This window comes from Microbacterium sp. BR1, from assembly GCF_002812725.1.
Taxonomy (GTDB): Bacteria; Actinomycetota; Actinomycetes; order Actinomycetales; family Microbacteriaceae; genus Microbacterium.
In genome coordinates, this window is record NZ_NMUN01000002.1 from 264429 (window position 1) to 286063 (window position 21635).

The window sequence follows — 21635 nt, forward strand, 5'->3', positions numbered from 1 at the left end:
GGGTGGGCTCGCCCGGGAGTAGATGCCGCGCGGGGCGTCGGCGGACGACGAGAAGTGCCGGGGAGCGGCTCGAAAGCCAGCGGGGATAGGGTGGCGAGGTGAAGATCGGAGCCCACGCGTGATCGTCGGGATCGGTGTGGACATCGTCGACATCCCCCGTTTCGAGCGAACCCTCGAGCGCACGCCACGCCTGCTCGAGCGTTTGTTCTCACCGGGAGAGCGGATGCTGCCGCCCCGTTCGCTCGCTGCGCGCTACGCCGCGAAAGAGGCGCTGATCAAGGCCCTCGGCGGTTCGGACGGCGTGCACTGGACCGAGATCGAGGTCACCCCCGAGGCATCCGGACGCCCCTGGTTCACCCTCGGTGGTTCCACGGCCGACGTCGTCGCGTCTCGCGGTATCACCGCCGTCCACCTGTCGATGTCGCACGACGCCGGGCTCGCGACCGCGTATGTCGTCGCGGAATCGGATGCATCGGCATCCGCCGTTGCGGTCGTGCGCCCTGTGCGGCCCGCACCCACCGCACCCACCGCTCCCGCCGCTCCCGCCACTCCCGCCGCTCCCGCCGGACCCGAGGAGACCCGATGACCCAGTTGCCCGCCGGGGTCATGCGCGAGGCCCTCATCGATGTCGGCGCGATCACGGCGAACACGCGGCACCTGCGTCGCCTGACCGGTGCCGAGGTCATCGCGGTCGTCAAGGCGGACGGGTACGGGCACGGCGCCGCGCGCTCGGCCGTAGCGGCCCTCGAGGGCGGCGCGACGCGCCTCGGTGTTGCCGATGTCTCGGAGGCGCTCGCTCTGCGCCGTGCGGGCATCATGGCCCCGATCGTGGCCTGGCTGCACGCGCCCGGCGCGTCGTTCGTGGAGGCCGCCGCCGTGGGGATCGAGCTCGGCATCTCGAGTTTCGACCAGCTGCTGCAGGCAGCGGCCGCGGCATCCGTCGACCGGCCGGTCGGCGTGCACCTGAAGCTCGAGACGGGCCTGTCGCGCAATGGCATCGCGCCGGGGGACTGGAACGTCGTCTTCGCCGAGGCCGCACGCCTGGAGCGGATCGGCAAGCTGCGGGTCGTGGGGCTGTTCAGCCACCTGTCGAACGCGACCCGCGAGGACGATCTCGCGGCGCTCGCCGCGTTCGAGTCCGGTGTCGTCGCGGCCGCAGGCCTCGGCCTGAACCCGTCGCTGCGGCACATCGCCGCGACCCACGCCGCGATCGACCTGCCCGAGGCTCGCCTGAACTGCGTGCGCATCGGTATCGGCCTCTACGGCCTCTCACCGTTCGCGGGACGGTCGTCGGCAGAGCTCGGCCTGCGCCCCGCCATGACGCTGCGCGGGGCGGTCGCGGCGGTGCGGCGCGTCTCGGCCGGGCAGGGCGTGTCGTACGGCTACGACTACCGCACGGGCGGGCCCACCACCCTCGCCCTCGTGCCGCTCGGGTATGCGGACGGCGTGCCGCGCGCGGCATCCGGTCGCGGCCCGGTGACGATCGGTCGGGCACGCCTCAACGTCGCGGGGCGCGTCGCGATGGACCAGTTCGTGGTGGACGCGGGCGACACCCCGGTAGCCGTCGGCGACGAGGTCGTGCTGTTCGGCGACCCGACGCTCGGCGTCCCCTCCGCGGACGACTGGGCGGATGCCGCGGGCACCATCAACTACGAGATCGTCACGCGGATCGGGCCGCGGGTGCCGCGTCGGCAGGTGTCGTCGTGAGCGTTCCGGACGACCTGCTGGGCCGCCACGACATCGTGACGGCCGACGACATGGAACAGCTCGGGCGCCGGCTCGGTGCGGGCCTCGTCGCCGGGGATCTGCTCGTTCTGACGGGCCCGCTCGGCGCAGGGAAGACGACCCTGACCCGCGGGATCGCGGAGGGACTCGGCGTGCGGGGGCCGATCCAGAGCCCGACGTTCGTGATCGCGCGCACGCATCCGTCCCTCGTCGACGGCCCGCCGCTCGTGCACGCCGATGCTTATCGCCTGGGCTCGGCGCTCGAGCTCGACGACCTCGACATCGACGCGGACGGCTCGGTGGTCGTGGTCGAGTGGGGTCGAGGTATGGCCGAGGGTCTGCGGGAGCAATGGTGGGAGCTCGAGATCGAGCGCCCGGTCGGCGGGCGGGGGGCCGACACGATGTGCGGCGATCTGTCGCGTTCGACCGAAGCCCTGGACGACGATGCCCCGCGCGTCGTGACGATCTCGCGCCGCCCATAGTTTCGTCGCGGTGTTTCGCCTCCCCGGGCACACGACCGTGGACGCGGGGTACCCCCGGCACGCCGTGGGGCGCTGGAACCCCGTTGGGGCGCGGGACCCCACGCCCCAGCGTGATTCTGGCACCCCGGGCGCCCGACGGTGGCGAGGCGGGCATCTGGACAGCCGTGGGGCGCTGGAACCCCGTTGGGGCGCGGGACCCCACGCCCCGACGTGATTCTGGCGCCCCGGGCGCCCGACGGTGGCGAGGCGGGCATCTGGACAGCCGTGGGGCGCTGGAACCCCGTTGGGGCGCGGGACCCCAGGCCCCAACGTGATTCTGACGCCCCGGATGGACGAAGCGCCAGCGCCGAGCGCGGCTGCAGCGCCCCAACGGGCTTCTCACGCCCCGGGTGGCGGGGAGCTGAGGGCACGAGAAACCCCGACTAACCTGGAGGGCGTGATCCTCGCCATCGACACCTCCCTCGGCTCTGCCGTCGCGGTCGTCGACCTCGACGGGATCACGCTCGGCGAAGCCTCGAGCCCCAATGCGCTCGGCCATGCCGAGATCATCGGCACGCTGCTCGAAGGGGCCTTGACCGAGGCATCCGTCGCCCCGCGCGACATCACTCATGTCGCCGCGGGGATGGGTCCCGGACCCTTCACCGGCCTGCGCATCGGCATCGCCGCCGCACGGACCTTCGCCTTGGCCCGGGCCGTGCCGCTCGTCGCGGTCGCGAGCCACGACGCCGCGGCGCTCTCAGCGTTCGAGGCGGATGCGTCCGGTCCGATCGCGATCGTCACCGACGCTCGCCGCCGCGAGTTCGCCTTCACGGTGTATGCGGGGTTGGTCGAAAAGCTTCCCGTCCGGACCACCTACCCCGCACTCGCCCCGCGCGACGACCTCGACGCGCGCCTGCTCTCGCTCGCCCTGCCCGCGAACCCCATCCGGCGCGTCGATGTCACGTCGATCTCCGCAGGAGCACTCGGTCGTCTGGCGGGACGGATGCTCGCTGCCGGAATCGCCGGCGACGGCGCATCCGTCGAGCCTCTCTACCTTCGCTCGCCCGACGTCACGCTGGGTCACGCGCCCAAGCGGGTGGGCGTATGACACTCCGGACGGCGACTCCCGAAGACCTGGACGCGATCATGGCGCTCGAGCGTGCCTCGTTCCCGACCGATGCGTGGTCGGACGCGATGATGCGCGAAGAGCTCCGCTCGCCCCACGGACGCTACCTCGTGCTCGAAGAGGCGGGGCGGCTTATCGGCTACGGCGGCATTCGTGCCGTCCACGGGGGGACGGATGCCGACATCCAGACCATCGCGCTCGCCGAGAGTGCCCGGGGCCGGGGTCGGGGGCGAGGCCTGCTGCGGTCGCTGCTTACCGAGGCGGGGGATCGGGGTGCGCGCGAGGTGTTCCTCGAGGTGCGTGCCGACAACCCCGTCGCGCAGGCGCTGTACGTGTCGGAGGGCTTCGCCGAGATCGCCCGCCGCCCGAACTACTACCAACCCGATGGGGTGGATGCGATCGTCATGCGCCTCGACTTGCGCGGCTGGCTCGCCGCGCGGGCAGAACCGAATCCCGCGGCAGAACCGAACCCCGCGGCAGAACCGAACCCCGCGGCAGAACCGAACCCCGCGGCAGAGCAGAACCCCGCGGCGGAGCCGAACCCCGGAGCAGAGTCGAACCCCGCAACTGAGCCGGCTGCATCCGAGGCGGGAGCGTGCACGTGAACACTCGCCAACCGCTGGTGCTCGGCATCGAGACGAGCTGCGACGAGACCGGAATCGGCATCGTGCGCGGCCGCACGCTGTTGAGCAACACGATCGCCAGCAGCATGGACGAGCACGCCCGGTTCGGCGGGGTCGTGCCCGAAGTCGCCGCGCGAGCGCACCTCGAGGCGCTCGGACCCGCGCTCGACGCCGCTGTCGCGGAGGCGGGCATCCGGCTCGAAGACCTCGACGCCGTCGCGGTCACGAGCGGTCCGGGGCTCGCGGGCGCGCTCATGGTCGGCGTCGGCGCCGCGAAAGCGCTCGCGATCGCTCTCGACAAGCCGCTGTACGCCGTCAACCACCTCGTCGGCCACATCGCGGCGGACCTGCTCGATGCGAACGCTCCGCCCCTCGAATACCCGACCGTCGCCCTGCTCGTGTCGGGCGGGCACACCTCGCTGCTTCTCGTCCGCGACCTGACGAGCGATGTCGAGCTGCTCGGCGAGACCATCGACGATGCCGCGGGCGAGGCCTTCGACAAGGTTGCCCGCTTGCTCGGGCTGCCCTACCCGGGCGGTCCCGAGATCGATCGGGCCGCGGCATCCGGCGATGCGCGGGCCATCGCGTTCCCGCGCGGGCTCTCGCGCGCCTCCGACCGTGAGAAGCACCGCTACGACTTCTCGTTCTCGGGTCTCAAGACCGCCGTCGCCCGGTGGACCGAGCAGCGTGAAGCCGCGGGTGAAGACGTGCCGATCGCGGATGTCGCGGCCTCCTTCCGCGAGGCCGTCATCGACGTGCTGGTCACGAAGGCCCTCGACGCCTGCGCGCAGTACGACGTGCCGCGCCTCCTGCTCGGCGGAGGCGTGATCGCCAATCGCCGCCTACGCGAGGTCGCGCTGGCTCGCGGCGAGGAGGCGGGCGTGGCCGTTCGCATCCCCCCTCTGTCGCTCTGCACCGACAACGGCGCCATGATCGCCGCCCTCGCCGCGGAGCTGATCGTTTCGGGACGCGCCCCGTCGACGCTCGAGTTCGGTGCCGATTCGACGCTGCCCGTCACCCAGATCCAGGTCGCGGCGCGTGACAGTGGGTCCGAACCGCGCGCGGCAGAGGGGGTGCCCGTATGAGCGAAGAACCGACGGATGCCGCGGCCCCCGCGCCCACGCGCCGTTCCACGCAGGCGGCTCGGCCCGTGCCGCCGCCGGTGCCGCAGACCGCGCCCGGGGCCCCGCCCGTGCCTCCTGTCGTCCCCTCATCGGTGCTCGCCGCTGCACAAGAGCCTTCCGTCGCCGCGCCCGGGTCCGGAGGGGCGGCCCCGTCCGGCACCGATGCCGAGCAGGCTCGCCCCGACGCGCCCGCTGCCGAGGCCGATGCACCGCCCGAACTCGCGTGGGCTCCGCCCGCGCCCCGTCAGCCTCCGGCCCTCGCCGGGTGGGCCCTCGCGGTCGCGATCGTCGGCCTCGTGGTCTCGCTCGTCGTCGGCTGGGGTTTTCCGGTCGGCATCATCGCGATCGTCACGGCGATCGCGGCGCTGCGCCGCCCGGACAGCCGACGCCAGGCGGCCGGGTGGGCGTTGGCCCTCGGCATCCTGTCGGTCCTCTACAGCGCGCTCTGGATCGCCGTCGCCGTGAGCCGGGGACCTCTGTTCTGACGCCGCTTCCGCTCTGAGCCGCGCCGCAGTTCAGACCCGGTCGGCGAGCACCGCGATGCGCGTCGATCCGATCCGGGTCAGCAGCAGGGTCGCCGATGCGTCGCCCTTCAGACCCAGGCGCGTGCGCAACACTGCGGGGTCGACATCCACGCCGCGCTTCTTGATCTCGAGGCGCCCGATGCCCCGTTCACGCAGTGCCCGCGCGAGCTTCTTGACGTCGGCGGGGAGCTGTTCACGCACGCGGAAGCTCGCGACGAACGGGCTCGTCAGCGCCGCGTCTCCCGTCAGGTACGCGATTCCGGGAGCGATCGGCCCCGCCTCGAGGGCGCGGGCGACATCGCCGACGAGGCGCGCGCGGATGACGGAGCCGGCGGGTTCGTGCAGGAAGACGCCCAAGGGATGCACGGGCTCATCCTCGGTGTCGGCGGCCGCCGTCAGCTCGTGTGACTGGCCGTCCGCCATGACGACGGCGGCGCGGGTGATCCCGGGCCGCGCGAGTACGCCCGACCAGAGCACGAGTTCGAGCGTGGAGCCATCCGCGGTGATCCACTGCGCCTCGGCGAACGCGGGCAGGCGGTCGCGGTCGAAGCCCGGCCCGAGCTTGATGCCGGTGGGCTTCTCGGTCGCGAGCGCGAACGCCCAGTCGAGCGAGGGGGAGTAGTCCTCGGGACGCGAGAGGCGGGATGTCTCCGTGTGACCGGCCGTGCGGCGCGCGGGATCGAGCCACACGCCGTCGTAGCCCGAGACGTCGATGTCCTCGGCCCGGGCGTGGCGTACTTCGGCCGACGGACCGAACGGGGCGAGGTTGTACGCGGCGATCGCGGCCGTGACCTCGTCGGCGTCCACCGCGAGCACCCTCAGCCCGAGCCCGGCGAATCCCAGGGCATCGCCCCCGATTCCGCTGCCGAGATCGGCGACGCTCTCGACCTCCGCGTCCCGGAAGCGTCCGGCGTGCAGGGCCGCGACCGACAGGCGCGTGGATTGCTCGAGTCCGGCCCGGGTGAAGAGCATCCGGGCCGCGTGAGCGCCGAACTTCGTCTCGGCGCGCGTTCGCAGGCGGGCCTGGCCGACGACGGCCGACACGAGGTCGGGGGAGTGCCCCGCGGACCGCAGCCGCGTGACCTCGCGGGCGACGTCCGCGGTGGTCGTGAGCGGCGGGGTCTGATCGAGCAGCCGCAGCCCCTCGGGCGTCAGCAGCGCCCGCAGTTCGGCCATCTCCACCTGTCCAGCCTAGGTGCGAGGCGGTGAGCGCATGCGGCCGGCATGGGTCTGAGACGCCCACCCGGCGCGTCGGACCGGGCCGGAAACGACCCTTCCCGTGCATCACAGAGGTTCCGTGGTGCGGAAGTCGCCCGCGCGGGCCGGATTCGCGCCACCGAGCCTCGGAGTACCTTCGAGATGTTCGCGGCACGGCCCATCGCCCGCTCGCTGGCACTCGCGTTGCGTGAGTGCCAGCGGTTGCCTACACTGGCATTAGCACTCTCGCATCGAGGTTGCTAATAAGTCTTGGATCAAGAAAGAGGTAGACCGTGACGGTTTCCACTCAGGTTTCCATCAAGCCGCTCGAGGACCGCATCGTCATCCGCCAGGTCGAGGCGGAGCAGACGACGGCTTCCGGCCTGGTCATCCCCGACACCGCGAAGGAGAAGCCCCAGGAGGGCGAGGTCGTCGCGGTGGGCCCGGGTCGGATCGACGATAACGGCAACCGCATTCCGCTCGACGTCGCCGTCGGCGACCGCGTGATCTACAGCAAGTACGGAGGCACCGAGGTCAAGTTCGGCGCCGACGACCTGCTCGTGCTCTCGGCCCGCGACGTGCTCGCGGTCGTCGTTCGCTGAGCGATTGACACACACGAAGGACCGGATGCCTCGGCATCCGGTCCTTCGTCGTTCCCGGACGACCGCCTCCGAGCCGGGCGGGGCCCGTCCGGCCGCCGCGCTCGCCGCTCATCGCGCCCGTAGGCTGGGGAGGTGACACCGGATCCCACCACCGCACCCGAGGGGCCGGGCGGTCAACCCGCGGGTGCCGCCGCAGCCGCGGAAGTGCGTGAGCGCAGCGTCGGCGTCGCATCGGCCCTGGGCGCGTACCTCATCTGGGGCTTCCTGCCGCTGTACTTCCTGTTGCTCGTGCCGACCGGCCCGTGGGAGATCGTGGCGTGGCGCATCCTGCTCGCCTTCGTCTTCTGCCTGATCCTGCTGACGGTCACGCGCGCATGGCCGGCATTCGTTCGCATCGTGCGTCAGCCACGTCTGTTGCTGCTGACCGCGGTGGCCGGGGTCTTCATCTACGTCAACTGGCAGGTCTACATCCTCGCCACGCTGACCGGGCACGTGATCGAGACGAGCCTCGGATACTTCATCAATCCGATCGTGACCGTGCTGCTCGGCGTGCTCGTGCTACGCGAGCGCCTGCGTCTCACGCAGTGGATCGCGATCGGGATCAGCGTCGTCGCCGTCGGTGTCATCGTCGTCGGCTACGGGGCGTTCCCCTGGGTCGCCCTGACCCTGGCGTTCTCGTTCGGTTTCTACGGCCTGATCAAGAAGCAGGTGGGGCCGCGCGTCGACGCGGTCGGCGGCCTGACCCTCGAGTCGTTCTGGTTGGTGCCGGTCGCGATCGTGCAGCTGATCGTCGTCGCCTCGACCAGCGGCATCACGATGGGCAGCGCCGGGCCGCTCCACACCGTCTTGCTGTCGCTGGCCGGGATCATCACCGCGATCCCGCTGCTGCTCTTCGCCGCGGGCGCCCGACGGGTGCCCCTGACCGTCATCGGGCTGCTGCAGTTCATCGCTCCCGTGCTGCAGTTCATCATCGGCGCGTGGGTCCTCGGCGAGCCGATGCCGCTCGAGCGATGGATCGGCTTCGGCCTGGTCTGGGTCGCGCTGATCGTCCTGTCGGTCGATTCCGTCCTCTTCTCGCGGCGCGGTCGTGGCGTCTCGGATGTCGCTGAGCTGACCTGACGCCCCGCGCCGGTTCCCCGTCGTTCGGGGGATGGGAGCGTTATCACGCTGTGACCGTACTGTTTCACATCGTTAACGCACTGCAACATCCCGGAGACGCCCGCGCGCATAGGGTGAAGCAACCCCGGTCGGCCGCAGTTCGGCCCCGAGTTCGTCCACAGCTAGGAGCAACATGAACTTCTTCTCCCGTTCGCGCACGGGCAAGGTCCTCGGCGGCATCGCCGTGGTCGGCGTCAGCGCGCTGGTTCTCGCAGGTTGTGCCGGCAGCGGTGGCAACACCGAGTCGTCGGGCGCACCCGCCGGTGACGACCTCGCCCTCAAGATCGGTACGGCACTGCCGCAGACCGGTAACCTCGCCTTCCTCGGCCCGCCCGAAGAGGCCGGTGTCGCGTACGCCGCGTCACAGATCAACGAAGTCTCGGCCGAAACCGGCCTGACCCTCGATGTGGTCTACGGCGACTCGGGTGACACCGACAACAAGGCCTACGAGACCGAGATCCCCCGCCTGCTGGGCGAGGACGTCTCGGCGATCATCGGTGCCGCATCTTCGGGTACGTCGCTGCAGTTCATCGACCAGGTGGTCGGCGCCGGCGTGATCCAGTTCTCGCCCGCCAACACCTCGGACGCCTTCACCACCTACGAGGACGACGGGCTGTACTTCCGCACCGCTCCCTCCGACGTGCTGCAGGGCGAGGTGCTCGGTAACCTGATCGCCGAGGACGGCAACCAGACCCTCGGTCTGATCGTGCTCAACGACTCGTATGGCACCGGGCTCGCCAAGTACGTGACCGAGGCCTTCGAGGCCGCCGGTGGCGAGGTCGTTGCGGCCCCGACCTACAACACGGGTGACGCGACCTTCGATGCTCAGATCAGCGAGGTCCTCGCGGCCGACCCCGACGCGATCGCCCTGATCACGTTCGACGAGGTCTCGACCATGCTGCCGAGCCTGTTCGGCCAGATCCCGGCAGACAAGCTGTACTTCGTCGACGGCAACCTGAAGAACTTCGCAGACGCCTTCCCGACCGGTTCCCTGACGGGCGCGAAGGGCACGCTCCCGGGACTGTCGATCGATTCGATCGCGGACTTCACGGGCGAGCTCGATGCGTTCCTCGAGGCCGAAGGAACCGCACCGCTCGAGGACTACAGCTACGCGGCCGAGTCCTACGACGCGACCATCCTGCTGGCTCTCGCCGCCCTCGCTGCCGGTTCGACCGACAGCGCAGCCATGGCCGAGAAGCTCATGGAGGTCTCGGGTGGTTCGGGCGACGGTGAGACCTGCGAGTCCTACGCGGAGTGCGCCGACATCATCCTGGGCGGTGGAGTCGCCGACTACGACGGCATCTCCGGTCCGATCACGTTCGACGAGGTCGGCGACCCGACCGAGGCGTCGATCGGCATCTACGAGTTCGGTGAGGACAACACCTACACGGCATACATGGGCTGAGCCCCACGCATCCCGCAATGAGGGGCCCCGGTCTTCGGACCGGGGCCCCTTGTCGTGCCCCGGTCTGTCGACACTTCTCCGGTGAAACCGGGTCTGCGGGGCCGGCAAGCCCGCCCGCAGAGCCCGGAGCGCGCCTTCGACCGGAGTACTGTCCTATCCGGGCCACCAACGTCACACGGTAGGTCCTCCCCAGAACCCGTTCCCGTGGCAACATCCCCCGTTGCGGACCGACGCGGGTCAGGCCAGTGAACGGCGCGCAAAGCTGCGTAGGTGCGCGCCCTCCATCCGGATCACGTCTACGTCCACGCCGACCTCAAGTCCGCGGGCCTCTCGCAGGGCAGCATCACCCAATTGGTGCGCAGCGGTGGCATCCTGCGAGCGCGGCGGGACACCTATCTGCATCCCGCTTCCTCGGTCGCGGGGGTGACCGCTGCGCGATCCGGCGGCCGGGTGGCGTGTACGAGCCTGCTGGCCGAATACGGAGTCTTCGTTCTGGAGAAGCGGACCGTGCACATCCAGGTTCCCGCGCACGCGACCCGGCTGCGGCCTCCGACGGGGGTGCGACTGCACGGGGCCCCGCTGCACCGTGCTCCGTCCCCGCGCTCGCTGCGCGTGGAGACGAAGTGCGGCGGGTCAGGTGCCGAGCGTGCCGAGGTACAGCTCGGTGACCTTCGGGTCGCCGAGCAGCTCGCGGCCCGTGCCGGTGTAGGCGTCGCGGCCCTGGTCGAGCACGTAGCCGCGGTCGCAGATCTGCAGGCAGCGCCGCGCGTTCTGCTCGACCATGATGCACGTCACCCCGGCCTTGTTGATCTCGGAGACGCGGATGAACGCCTCGTCCTGACGGACGGGGGAGAGACCCGCGGACGGCTCGTCGAGGAGCAGCACCTTCGGGTCCATCATCAGCGCACGGCTCATCGCCACCATTTGGCGCTCACCGCCCGAGAGCGAGCCCGCGCGCTGCTTGAGGCGCTTGCCCAGCTCGGCGAAGATGCCCGTGACGAACTCGAGACGCTCCTTGTATGCCGAAGGGCGCTGGTACAGGCCCATCTGCAGGTTCTCTTCGATCGTCAGTGTCGGGAAGACGTTGTTGGTCTGCGGGATGAACCCAACACCGCGCGCGACGAGCTTGTTCGCTCGCAGGCCCGTGATCTCGTCGCCCTCGAGCGTGATCGATCCCTCGCGCACGTTGACCTGACCGAAGATCGCCTTCAGCAGGGTCGACTTGCCGGCGCCGTTCGGGCCGATGATGCCGATCAGCTCGCCCTGGTTCGCGACCAGCGAGCAGCCGTTCAGGATGTTGACGCCCGGCAGATACCCGGCGTGCACGTTGTCGACGAAAACGACGGGGGTCTCGGTAGCTACCGTGCTCATGAGCGGTTCTCCTCGTCTTCGGCGACGCCCTCGTCCACCAGCGTCGCGGCGCGCGCGTGAGCGGATGCCTCGGCATCCGTCGTCGGGTCGGCCTGGATGGCCGTGATGCGCCCCGTGACGACACCCAGGTCGAGCTCTTGGTGAGCGCCGAGATAGGCGTCGATGACCGCGGGATTGCGCATGACCGTGTGCGGGTCGCCCTCGGCGACGACGCGCCCCTCGGCCATGACGACGACCCAGTCCGCTATGTGGCGCACCATATGCATGTCGTGCTCGACGAAGAGGACGGTCATGCCCTCTTCCTTGAGATCGAGGATGTGGTCCAGCAGCGACTGCGTCAGGGCCGGGTTGACCCCGGCCATCGGCTCATCGAGCATCACCAGTGTCGGCTTCGTCATCAGCGCGCGCGCCATCTCGAGCAGCTTGCGCTGCCCGCCCGAGAGGCTCGCCGCGAAGTCGGGCGCCTTCGTATCGAGCTTGAACTTCTTCAGCAGCGCCATGGCCTGGCTGTCGATGCTCGAGTCCTGCTTGCGCCAGATCGCGGGAATCAGCGCCTGCCAGAACTTCTCGCCGCGCTGACCCGTCGCGCCGAGCTTCATGTTCTCGAGCACCGTCAAGAGCCCGAGAGCCTTGGTGAGCTGGAACGTACGCACGAGGCCCATCCGCGCGACCCGGAAGGCGGGGACCCCCGACAGCGACCTGCCGTCGAAACTCCACGTACCCTCGTCGGGCTTGTCGAAGCCGGTGAGGAGGTTGAACAGCGTCGTCTTGCCGGCACCGTTGGGTCCGATCAGCGCCGTGATGGCGCCGCGGGGGATCTCGAGGTGCTCGACGTCGACGGCCGTGACGCCGCCGAACGTGCGGCGCACGCCGTCGGCGATGATGATCGGGTCGACCTTCTTCGCTCCCGGTACGGCCTCTCCGACGTGCAGACCCGTCGTCTTGGGACGCTCGACCGGTGCCGTGAGCGGTGCGCCCGAAGCCGCCTCGCCCAGCCGACCGGTGGTGGTGTGCTCGGCCCCCGACTGCCCGTTACTTGACTGCTCGTTACTTGACTGCTCGTTACTTGACAAAGGTCAGCTCCTTCTTGTTGCCGAGGATCCCCTGCGGCATGAAGATCACGAGCAGCATCAGGGCGACGCCGACGAGGATGAATCGGAGCGTTCCGGCCTGGATCTGCGACATGAAAGGAAGGACCCCGGCCGAGACGAGCGCCGGGAGGAAGTTGCTCAGGAATGTCTGCAGCACCCAGAAGATGAGCGACCCGAGCAGGGGGCCGAAGACGGTCGCGGCGCCACCCAGGAGAAGAGCGGTCCACACGAAGAATGTCAGCGACGTGACGTACACCCCGGGGCTGACGGCCGATGGCAGGGCGTAGACGATGCCGCCCGCCGCGGCGAGCACACCACCCAACACGAGCGACTGCATCTTGTACGCGTACACGTTCTTGCCGAGTGCGCGCACGGCGTCCTCGTCCTCGCGCACGCCCTTCAGTACACGCCCCCAGGGGCTGCGCATCAGCATCCAGACGACGAGCACCGCGATGCCGAGCGTGACGAGCCCCATGATGCGCACCCACCACTGCGTCTCGTTGTACGTGAAGGGACCGAAACCGTAGGTGCCCTGCGGCAGGGGATTGGAAGCGCGGAAGCTGCCGTGGTACCCGCTCAGGCCGTCGGCCGAGCCGGTGTATTCGTCGAACGCGGTGGTCAGGAACAGCAGACGCACGACCTCGGCTGCCGCGATCGTCACGATCGCGAGATAGTCGCCGCGCAGCCGCAGCGTCGGGATACCGAGGATCACGGCGAAGATCGCCGATGCCACGAGGCCGGCGATCGCAGCCACCCACCATTCGAGACCGAAGGTGAGCACGCCGATCGCGTAGCCGTAGGCACCGATCGCCATGAATCCGGCGATGCCCATGTTGATCAGGCCGGTGTAACCGAAGTGCACCGCGAGGCCGAGGGCGGCGAGGGCGTACCCGATCGTGGCGGGACTGAGGATCGACGAGGCGGAGTTCGAGAGGATCTGGAGCAAGTCCATGGCGCGCCTAACCTATTCTCTCGCGTCGACCAAGGATCCCCTGTGGTCGGAACAGCAGGATCACGATGAGGATGAAGAGTGCGCTCGCGTACTTCAGGTCCGCGGGGATCCACAGGCTCGAGACCTCGACGAGCAGCCCGACGATGATCGATCCGACGAGCGCGCCGTACGCGGTGCCGAGACCGCCGAGGATGACCGCGGCGAACATGAGCAGCAGAACCTGCGAACCCATGTCCCACTTGATGCCGGGGCGGTAGTAGGCGTACAGGATGCCCGCGAGCCCCGCGAGGCCACCCGCGATGACCCACACGATCCGGACGACGAAGTCCACGTCGATACCGGATGCCGCGGCGAGCGACGGGTTGTCGGAGATCGCTCGCGTCGCCTTGCCGAGGCGGCTGCGGGTGAGCCACACGGCAAATGCGATGATCACGATCACGGAGATCGCGATCGAGACCATGTCGATGATGCTCATCTGCACCGAACCGAACAGCTGGATCTTCGGCTCGGAGGCGAACGGAAGCTGGCTCGTGCCGCCCCCGATGAAGAACTGGAACGTGTAGCGGAGCGCGAGCGAGAGACCGATGCTGACGATCATGAGCTGAACTACGCCCACGCGCCGTCGGCGCAAGGGTCTCCACAGGATCATGTCCAGCACGAGCCCGAGGCCCGCGCTCAGGATCACCGCCAGCGGGAAGCCGACCCACACCGGCAGTGCGAGGCTCGCCGGACCGACGAGCGCGAGGGCCACGACGGCGCCGAAGGTGACCATCTCGCCGTGCGCGAAGTTCGAGATGCCCGTCGTGCCGAAGACGAGCGAGAGTCCGACGGCCGCGAGGGCGAGCATGAGACCGAAGCTCAGGCCCTGCACGATGCGTTGGATGAGCTGGTCCGCGAAGCTCGTGACGCTTCGTTCACCCTCACCGATGAAGAAGTTGACGGTGACGCGCCCTCCGGCGCCCATCTCGACCTCTTCTTCGTTGGGGGTGTCATCCTCGGGGTTCACGACGGCGATGCCGTCGGGCAGCGTCTCTTCGTCGAGGGTGACCGTGTAGGTCTCGCCGCGCTCCGGCACTCCGACGCGCCACTGACCCTCCGCATCCGTCTCGACCTCTTGCTCGCCGCCGGGACCGTCGATGACGAGGCGCACTCCCTCGAGCGGTTGCCCGTCGAGCTGCACGTTGCCGCTGATGCGGTAGGGGTCGTCTTCGGCCGCGAAGGCGGGGGACGCGGTCAAGCTCATCATCGCGAAGAGCACACCGAGGAGTGCCCCGATCGTGAGCAGAGTCCCCCCGCGGGAACGTCGCGCCGCAGCGGTCTTGGGATTCACAGATCCTCCAGTTCGGCACTGTTGCCGAGGGTCGCGTCCATCGGCATTGATGGACGACGGTACGAGCGTAATGTGTCCGCGTTGTTTCCCCCATCGGTCAATCGCGGGACGTGATGAGATCGCAATGGGATCGCTCCCGGAGGAATGTTCGCACAGCCTCGCCGCTTAGACTTCATCAAGCGGATGTTCTGCGCGAAATCGCTTCGATCCGCACCCCGATCACACCCGCACGAGGAGCGCGTACATGCCCGATTACGATCCGTTCGGTTTTGTCGGGCTGACGTACGACGATGTCCTCCTTCTGCCGGGACACACCGACGTCATCCCGAGCGAGGCGGACACGTCTTCGCGGTTGACGCGGCGGATCACCGTGGCGACGCCGCTGGTGTCGTCGGCGATGGACACCGTCACCGAGGCTCGCATGGCCATCGCGATCGCGCGCGAGGGCGGCCTCGGCATCCTGCACCGCAATCTGTCGATCGAAGATCAGGCCGCGCAGGTCGACCGCGTCAAGCGGAGCGAGTCGGGAATGATCTCGAACCCCATCACGACGAGCCCGACCGCGACGGTCGAGGAGGTCGACGCGCAGTGCGCGCAGTACCGCATCTCGGGGCTGCCGGTCGTGGACGACGATGGTCGCCTCGTCGGCATCATCACGAACCGCGACATGCGCTTCGTCTCGGGCTTCGAGCGTCAGACGACTCTCGTCAAGGACGTCATGACGAGCGAGGGCCTGATCACGGCGAAGGTCGGCATCGGCGCGAACGATGTGATCGCGACGTTCGCCAAGCACCGCGTCGAGAAGCTGCCGCTGATCGACGACGACGGCAAGCTCGCGGGTCTCATCACCATCAAGGACTTCGACAAGAGCGAGAAGTACCCCCTCGCCACGAAGGACGAACAGGGCCGTCTGCGCGTCGGTGCGGCGATCGGGTTCTTCGGCGATGCGTGGGAGCGTGCCGAAGCCCTCCGTGACGCCGGAGTCGATGTGCTGGTCGTCGACACCGCCAACGGCCAATCGGCGGGCGTGATCGACATCGTCCGCAGGCTCCGGGCGGATGCATCCTTCGCCCATATCGACATCATCGGCGGCAACGTCGCGACCCGTGAGGGCGCGCAGGCGCTGATCGACGCGGGCGTCGACGCGGTCAAGGTCGGCGTCGGTCCGGGATCGATCTGCACCACTCGCGTCGTGGCCGGCGTCGGCGTGCCGCAGGTCACGGCCGTCTACGAGGCATCCCTCGCCGCACGCCCCGCCGGCGTGCCGGTCATCGCCGACGGCGGTCTGCAGTACTCGGGCGACATCGCGAAGGCCCTGGTCGCAGGCGCCGACACCGTCATGCTCGGCTCGCTCCTGGCCGGAACCGACGAGTCGCCGGGCGAGATCGTCTTCCAGGGCGGCAAGCAGTTCAAGCAGTACCGCGGCATGGGGTCGCTCGGCGCCCTGCAGACGCGTGGCAAGAAGACCTCGTACTCGAAGGACCGGTATTTCCAGGCGGATGTCCCGAGCGACGACAAGCTGATCCCCGAGGGCATCGAGGGTCAGGTCGCCTATCGCGGCCCCGTCTCGGCCGTCGCGTACCAGCTCGTCGGGGGTCTCCGTCAGTCGATGTTCTACGTCGGCGCGCGCACGATCGACGAGCTGAAGGCCAAGGGGAAGTTCGTGCGCATCACGGCGGCGGGGCTGAAGGAGTCCCACCCGCACGACGTGCAGATCGTGGTCGAGGCCCCCAACTACAAGAAGTAGCCGCGCGGCGTCGGTACGCTGGGCGGCATGATCCGGCAACGGCGCCATCCCGCAGCGACGCAGGGCACAAGCCGCCTCGAGGCGTTCACCGACGGTGTCTTCGCCATCGCGGCAACGCTGCTGGTGCTCGATCTGACGAGCTACACGCTCGGCACGATCACATCGGATGCCGAGATGTGGTCGGCGCTCGCGGGAATGTGGGAGCTGTTCTTCAACTTCGTCCTGAGCTTCGTGCTGTTGTGCCTGCTGTGGATGACGCACGTGCAGCAGTTCGAGCACGTTGCGCGCGTCGACGCAACGATCGTCTGGCTCAACAGCGGACGCCTGCTGTTCATCGTCCTCGTGCCGTTCGCCACGAGCCTCACGACCGAGTACTCGGAGTGGGTCGCGGGCCGTCTGCTCATGCCCGTGACGTTCTTCTTCGCGATCCTCTGCAGCTATCTGCAATGGATGTGGGCCGTGCGCAACCGCGAGACGATGATGCCCGACCTCTCGGACGCCGACGCGAAGGCATACGGGCGCGGGGCCGTCAGCGCGCTCATCATCTCGGCGGCCGTCGTCGTCCTCGCCCCGCTGATCGGTTCCTTCGCCTTCGCGCTGTTCGTCTTCGATCCCGTCGGCACGCGTCTCTTCCGCGGTAGGGGCGACCGAGATACCCCGTGACGGCTGCTCCGGCCGGGCGTACCTTTTACGCATGTGCCGGAACATCCGAACCCTTCACAACTTCGAGCCCGCGGCATCCCACGACGAGGTCCATGCCGCAGCTCTCCAGTACGTCCGCAAGATCGCGGGCACGACGAAGCCGTCGAAGGCCAATCAGGAGGCCTTCGATCGAGCCGTGCACGAGATCGCCCACATCACCGGGCATCTGCTCGAGGATCTCGTCGCCGTGACCCCGCCGAAGAACCGCGAGGAAGAGGCGGCGAAGGCGCGAGCTCGGGCCGTCGCATCCGGTCGCTACTCCGTCGCCTGAGTGCCCCGGCGGTCCGGTCGGGAGCGGCGACGGGGTCAGCCGGTAGGCTGGACGGGTGAGCATGGAGATCGAACTGGGGCGCGCGAAGCGAGCGCGACGCGCGTACACCTTCGACGACATCGCGGTGGTGCCTTCGCGGCGCACGCGCAACCCCGAGGATGTCTCGACCGCCTGGTCGATCGACGCCTTCCAGTTCGACATCCCGGTGCTGGGTGCGCCGATGGATTCGGTCGTCAGCCCTCTGACCGCGATCATGCTCGGGCAGCTCGGCGGGCTCGGAGTCCTCGATCTCGAGGGCCTCTGGACGCGCTACGAAGACCCCGAGCCGCTGCTCGCCGAGATCGCCGGCCGTGAAGACGGCGACGCAACGCTCCGGATGCAGGAGCTGTACGCCGAGCCGATCAAGCCCGAGCTGGTCACGGCGCGTCTCGCCGAGATTCGGGCGGCGGGTGTCACGGTCGCCGGTGCCCTGACCCCCCAGCGCACGCAAGAGCTGTACGAGACCGTCGTCGCCGCCGGAGTCGACATCTTCGTCATCCGCGGTACCACCGTCTCGGCCGAGCACGTCTCGAGCGTGTCTGCCCCTCTCAACCTCAAGAAGTTCATCTACGACCTCGACGTCCCGGTGATCGTGGGCGGTGCCGCGACCTACACCGCCGCACTGCACCTCATGCGCACCGGTGCCGCGGGCGTGCTGGTCGGCTTCGGGGGCGGTGCCGCGTCCACGACGCGCGCGACCCTCGGCATCCATGCCCCCATGGCGACCGCGGTCGCCGACGTCACGGGAGCGCGCCGCGACTACCTCGACGAGTCGGGCGGCCGCTACGTGCACGTCATCGCGGACGGGGGAGTCGGCACCTCGGGCGACATCGTCAAGGCGCTCGCGATGGGCGCCGACGCCGTCATGCTCGGCGTTGCGCTCGCGCGCGCGACGGATGCTCCGGGTCAGGGCTTTCACTGGGGGCCCGAGGCGCACCACCCCAAGCTGCCGCGCGGACGCCGGGTGCGCGTCGACCAGGTCGCCTCGCTCGAGGGCATCCTGTACGGTCCGGCCCCCGTGGCCGACGGCACGGCGAACCTGATCGGGGCGCTGCGCAAGTCCATGGCGACCACCGGGTATTCGGACCTCAAGGAGTTCCAGCGCGTCGAGGTCGTCGTCGCGCCGTACTCCGGCGGATGAGCGGTGTGAGCACGGAGCACGACCCCGCCGCCTCGGTGCCAGACGCGCCCGAGGTCTTCCCCCCGACGCTGCGCGAAGTCATGCTGCGTCCGCAGTGGCTCGCGATGCTCGGGCTCTGTCTGCTCGTAGCCGGTGTCTTCGCGTGGCTCGGGCAGTGGCAGCTCGGACGCGCTGTCGACACCGACCCGCCCGCCGTAGGCGCGACGGAGCAGGTCCGTCCCCTCGACGACGTCGTCGAGCCCGGCGCATATCTCGAAGAACCGCTCGTCGGTCAGCAGGTTCAGACCACGGGGTCGTGGGTTCCCGAAGACTTCCTGGTCGTCTCGTCGCGATTCAACGACGGTGTCGAGGGGTACTGGGTCACCGGCCAGCTGCGCATCGACGGCCCGCTCAATCCCACGTCGATCGCTGTCGCGATCGGCTGGGCTCCCACGCTCGAGCAGGCGGAGGCCGCGGCATCCGAGCTCTCGGAGAGCGCCGCGACGACGGCGGCCGGTGTCGCGACGCAGGTGACGGGGCGTGTGATCTCGGACGAGGGGCCGCAATTGCCGCCTCGGGGAGGGGATCCCCTCGAGATGACACGGATGTCGCCGGCGGCCCTGCTCAGCCAGTGGCACGACGTCGACCGTCTGTTCGTCTACCGGCCGTATCTCGCGATGCTCGAGCCGGGCGGGACCGCCGAGGACGCGGGCCTCGTGCCGATCTCCTCCCGGGCGCCGGACGAGTCCTCGACCGTGAACTGGCTCAACATCTTCTACGCCGTCGAATGGGCCGTGTTCGCGGGCTTCGCCTTCTACCTCTGGTACCGCCTCGCGCGCGACGCGTGGGAGAAGGAGCTCGAGGACCTCGAAGACGCGCGCGCCGATGCGTCGTGAGCCGTCCGCCGGCTGGGTGCCGGAACTCGCGGCGGTCCGCCGCCGGTAGACTGGGCCCATGCCGCGCGCTCCCAAACTCGCCTCGTTTCCGGCGATCCGAGGGGCGCTGAAGTTCTACCAGGTCGCCTCGATCATCACGGGTGTCGGTCTGCTGCTGCTCGTCACCGAGATGGTGCTGAAATACACGCCGATTCACCTCGAGCTCTTTCTCGGTGGATCCGGCGGGTTCCTGTGGTTCGCGACGGTCATCGCCGGCGTCGACTGCGAGTGGTACTCGCTCTTCTTCCCCGGCAGCGGGTGCGAAATGGTCTCGACGGGCGACGGCATCAACATCTCGCTCGCGATCCTCGTGGTGCACGGCTGGTTCTACGTCGTGTATCTCTTCGCGTGCTTCCGCATCTGGAGCCTGATGCGCTGGCCGTTCCTGCGGTTCATCGTGCTCGCCCTCGGCGGCATCGTGCCGCTCCTGTCGTTCTTCATGGAGGCACGCGTCGCGCGTGAGGTGCGCACGTACCTCGCCGAGCGCGAGGCATCCGAAGCATCCGCCGTTCCCGTTCCCACCCCGGAAGGCCCCCGTTGACCGAAGCCACAGAGACCTCGCAGCGACCCGTCCTGGTCGTCGACTTCGGCGCGCAGTACGCGCAGCTGATCGCCCGGCGCGTACGCGAGGCGGGCGTGTACAGCGAGATCGTGCCGCACACCGCCACGGCAGCCGACATCGCGGCGCGCAACCCGGTCGGCCTGATCCTCTCGGGCGGTCCATCGTCGGTGTATGAGCCCGGTGCGCCGGCTCTCGATCCCGCGGTGTTCGACCTCGATGTTCCGACCCTCGGCATCTGCTACGGCTTCCAGGTCATGGCTCAGGCCCTCGGCGGCGAGGTCGCGAACACGGGGCTGCGTGAATACGGCGCGACGGATGCCTCGGTCACGGGGGACGGGGGAGTGCTGCTCGCAGGCCAGCCCGCCGCGCAGAACGTGTGGATGAGCCACGGCGACCAGGTGTCGCGGGCTCCCGAAGGTTTCGCCGTGCTCGCCTCGACCACGGCGACGCCGGTCGCGGCGTTCGGAAGCGACGAGCGCCGGATGTACGGGGTGCAGTGGCATCCCGAGGTCAAGCACACCGACCACGGCCAGCGCGTGATCGAGAACTTCCTGCACAAGGCCGCGGGCCTGCCCGCCGACTGGAACAGCGGCAACGTGATCGCCGAGCAGGTCGCGCGCATCCGCGAGCAGGTCGGGTCGGCGCGCGTGCTGTCCGCGCTGTCGGGTGGCGTCGACTCCGCCGTGTCGACCGCGCTCGTGCACGAGGCCGTCGGTGACCAGCTCGTCGCGGTGTTCGTCGACCACGGACTTCTGCGCAAGGGCGAGCGCGAGCAGGTCGAGCAGGACTACGTCGCCTCGACCGGTGTTCGACTCGTCACGGTCGACGCCCGCCAGACGTTCCTCGACGCGCTCGCCGGAGTCTCAGACCCCGAGCAGAAGCGCAAGATCATCGGCCGCGAGTTCATCCGCGCCTTCGAGCAGGTCGAGCGCGAGCTCGTCGCCGAGGCGGCGGCCGAGGGCGAGCCGATCCGCTTCCTCGTGCAGGGCACGCTGTACCCCGACGTCGTCGAGTCCGGCGGGGGCTCGGGCACCGCGAACATCAAGTCGCACCACAACGTCGGTGGCCTGCCCGAGGATCTGCAGTTCGAGCTCGTCGAGCCGCTGCGCACGCTCTTCAAGGACGAGGTGCGGGCGATCGGCCGCGAGCTCGGCCTGCCCGAGGTGATCGTCGGCCGACAGCCCTTTCCGGGGCCGGGCCTCGGCATCCGGATCGTCGGCGAGGTTACCGCTGACCGCCTCGAGATCCTGCGTGATGCCGACGCCATCGCGCGCGAAGAGCTGACCCGCGCCGGCCTCGATGCCGAGATCTGGCAGTGCCCCGTCGTGCTGCTCGCCGATGTGCGCTCGGTCGGGGTGCAGGGCGATGGCCGCACGTACGGGCACCCGATCGTGCTGCGGCCCGTGTCATCCGAGGATGCCATGACGGCGGACTGGACGCGCCTGCCGTACGACGTGCTGTCGAAGATCTCGAACCGCATCACGAACGAGGTGCGCGAGGTCAACCGCGTCGTGCTCGACGTCACGTCGAAGCCGCCGGGCACGATCGAGTGGGAGTGAGCCCGCGAAGA

21 protein-coding genes and 1 pseudogene are annotated in these 21635 nt (G+C 69.3%); 17 read left to right on the forward strand and 5 right to left on the reverse strand.

Annotation, left to right across the window (positions count from 1 at the left end):
* Positions 1 to 118 precede the first annotated feature (118 nt).
* The 7 genes and pseudogenes from CGU35_RS01920 to CGU35_RS01950 form a co-directional block, all read left to right on the forward strand.
* Positions 119 to 472: pseudogene (locus CGU35_RS01920) on the forward strand (holo-ACP synthase); the annotation flags it as partial.
* Positions 473 to 582: 110 nt separating this feature from the next.
* Positions 583 to 1707, forward strand: coding sequence for an alanine racemase (gene alr / locus CGU35_RS01925; protein WP_181003496.1), 1125 nt, complete (start codon positions 583 to 585; stop codon positions 1705 to 1707).
* Complete coding sequence (gene tsaE, locus CGU35_RS01930) at positions 1704 to 2207, forward strand: tRNA (adenosine(37)-N6)-threonylcarbamoyltransferase complex ATPase subunit type 1 TsaE (RefSeq protein WP_232711107.1); 504 nt, start codon at positions 1704 to 1706, stop codon at positions 2205 to 2207. The genes alr and tsaE overlap by 4 nt, the downstream gene beginning before the upstream one ends.
* Before the next feature lie 436 nt (positions 2208 to 2643).
* Positions 2644 to 3294: a tRNA (adenosine(37)-N6)-threonylcarbamoyltransferase complex dimerization subunit type 1 TsaB gene (gene tsaB, locus CGU35_RS01935; RefSeq protein ID WP_100809948.1), complete on the forward strand. Its 651-nt coding sequence runs from the start codon at positions 2644 to 2646 to the stop codon at positions 3292 to 3294.
* On the forward strand, positions 3291 to 3917 hold the full coding sequence (gene rimI, locus CGU35_RS01940; protein ID WP_100809949.1) for a ribosomal protein S18-alanine N-acetyltransferase: 627 nt from the start codon (positions 3291 to 3293) through the stop codon (positions 3915 to 3917). Before tsaB ends, rimI begins: the two co-directional genes overlap by 4 nt.
* Positions 3908 to 5020, forward strand: coding sequence for a tRNA (adenosine(37)-N6)-threonylcarbamoyltransferase complex transferase subunit TsaD (tsaD, locus tag CGU35_RS01945; RefSeq protein WP_442923024.1), 1113 nt, complete (start codon positions 3908 to 3910; stop codon positions 5018 to 5020). Before rimI ends, tsaD begins: the two co-directional genes overlap by 10 nt.
* Positions 5017 to 5544 carry a hypothetical protein gene (locus CGU35_RS01950; RefSeq protein ID WP_100809950.1) on the forward strand — a complete coding sequence of 176 codons (528 nt, stop codon included), beginning with the start codon at positions 5017 to 5019 and terminating at the stop codon, positions 5542 to 5544. The genes tsaD and CGU35_RS01950 overlap by 4 nt, the downstream gene beginning before the upstream one ends.
* 30 nt (positions 5545 to 5574) lie before the next feature.
* Here the strand turns inward: CGU35_RS01950 and CGU35_RS01955 are convergent, their stop codons facing one another.
* Positions 5575 to 6765, reverse strand: a complete 1191-nt coding sequence (locus CGU35_RS01955; protein WP_100809951.1) for a class I SAM-dependent methyltransferase — start codon at positions 6763 to 6765, stop codon at positions 5575 to 5577.
* A gap of 308 nt (positions 6766 to 7073) precedes the next feature.
* Here CGU35_RS01955 and groES point away from each other — a divergent pair, with 308 nt between their 5' ends.
* The 3 genes from groES to CGU35_RS01970 all read left to right on the forward strand — a co-directional run bounded on the left by groES (position 7074) and on the right by CGU35_RS01970 (position 9945).
* Positions 7074 to 7382, forward strand: a complete 309-nt coding sequence (gene groES / locus CGU35_RS01960) for a co-chaperone GroES (RefSeq protein WP_036301697.1) — start codon at positions 7074 to 7076, stop codon at positions 7380 to 7382.
* Between the two features lie 204 nt (positions 7383 to 7586).
* The gene (gene rarD, locus CGU35_RS01965; RefSeq protein WP_100810090.1) at positions 7587 to 8501 is read left to right on the forward strand and encodes an EamA family transporter RarD; all 915 of its coding nucleotides are present in this window, start codon (positions 7587 to 7589) and stop codon (positions 8499 to 8501) included.
* 172 nt (positions 8502 to 8673) lie between these two features.
* A complete protein-coding gene (locus CGU35_RS01970; protein WP_100809952.1) occupies positions 8674 to 9945 on the forward strand; it encodes an ABC transporter substrate-binding protein in 1272 nt (423 codons plus the stop codon).
* A gap of 633 nt (positions 9946 to 10578) precedes the next feature.
* On the opposite strand, the gene CGU35_RS01975 is transcribed toward CGU35_RS01970, so the two are convergent.
* From CGU35_RS01975 to CGU35_RS01990, 4 genes are all read right to left on the reverse strand, one after another.
* Positions 10579 to 11316 carry an ABC transporter ATP-binding protein gene (locus CGU35_RS01975; RefSeq protein ID WP_100809953.1) on the reverse strand — a complete coding sequence of 246 codons (738 nt, stop codon included), beginning with the start codon at positions 11314 to 11316 and terminating at the stop codon, positions 10579 to 10581.
* Positions 11313 to 12248, reverse strand: a complete 936-nt coding sequence (locus CGU35_RS01980; RefSeq protein WP_232711118.1) for an ABC transporter ATP-binding protein — start codon at positions 12246 to 12248, stop codon at positions 11313 to 11315. Before CGU35_RS01980 ends, CGU35_RS01975 begins: the two co-directional genes overlap by 4 nt.
* A gap of 130 nt (positions 12249 to 12378) precedes the next feature.
* Positions 12379 to 13359 carry a branched-chain amino acid ABC transporter permease gene (locus CGU35_RS01985; protein WP_100809954.1) on the reverse strand — a complete coding sequence of 327 codons (981 nt, stop codon included), beginning with the start codon at positions 13357 to 13359 and terminating at the stop codon, positions 12379 to 12381.
* Positions 13360 to 13366: 7 nt separating this feature from the next.
* Positions 13367 to 14605, reverse strand: coding sequence for a branched-chain amino acid ABC transporter permease (locus CGU35_RS01990; protein ID WP_100810092.1), 1239 nt, complete (start codon positions 14603 to 14605; stop codon positions 13367 to 13369).
* 328 nt (positions 14606 to 14933) lie between these two features.
* Here CGU35_RS01990 and guaB point away from each other — a divergent pair, with 328 nt between their 5' ends.
* The 7 genes from guaB to guaA all read left to right on the forward strand — a co-directional run bounded on the left by guaB (position 14934) and on the right by guaA (position 21624).
* On the forward strand, positions 14934 to 16436 hold the full coding sequence (gene guaB, locus CGU35_RS01995) for an IMP dehydrogenase (RefSeq protein ID WP_100809955.1): 1503 nt from the start codon (positions 14934 to 14936) through the stop codon (positions 16434 to 16436).
* A gap of 27 nt (positions 16437 to 16463) precedes the next feature.
* Positions 16464 to 17099 (forward strand): TMEM175 family protein, encoded by a 636-nt coding sequence (locus CGU35_RS02000; RefSeq protein WP_100809956.1) that lies wholly within the window; start codon positions 16464 to 16466, stop codon positions 17097 to 17099.
* A 31-nt stretch (positions 17100 to 17130) separates the two neighbouring features.
* A complete protein-coding gene (locus CGU35_RS02005) occupies positions 17131 to 17409 on the forward strand; it encodes a DUF2277 domain-containing protein (RefSeq protein ID WP_100809957.1) in 279 nt (92 codons plus the stop codon).
* A 61-nt stretch (positions 17410 to 17470) separates the two neighbouring features.
* On the forward strand, positions 17471 to 18589 hold the full coding sequence (locus CGU35_RS02010; protein WP_100809958.1) for a GuaB3 family IMP dehydrogenase-related protein: 1119 nt from the start codon (positions 17471 to 17473) through the stop codon (positions 18587 to 18589).
* Positions 18590 to 18669: 80 nt separating this feature from the next.
* The gene (locus tag CGU35_RS02015; RefSeq protein ID WP_100810093.1) at positions 18670 to 19464 is read left to right on the forward strand and encodes an SURF1 family cytochrome oxidase biogenesis protein; all 795 of its coding nucleotides are present in this window, start codon (positions 18670 to 18672) and stop codon (positions 19462 to 19464) included.
* Between the two features lie 58 nt (positions 19465 to 19522).
* Entirely contained in the window at positions 19523 to 20044 is a 522-nt protein-coding gene (locus CGU35_RS02020) for a DUF3817 domain-containing protein (protein ID WP_100809959.1), read from the forward strand.
* On the forward strand, positions 20041 to 21624 hold the full coding sequence (gene guaA, locus CGU35_RS02025; RefSeq protein WP_100809960.1) for a glutamine-hydrolyzing GMP synthase: 1584 nt from the start codon (positions 20041 to 20043) through the stop codon (positions 21622 to 21624). The genes CGU35_RS02020 and guaA overlap by 4 nt, the downstream gene beginning before the upstream one ends.
* Positions 21625 to 21635: the final 11 nt, after the last annotated feature.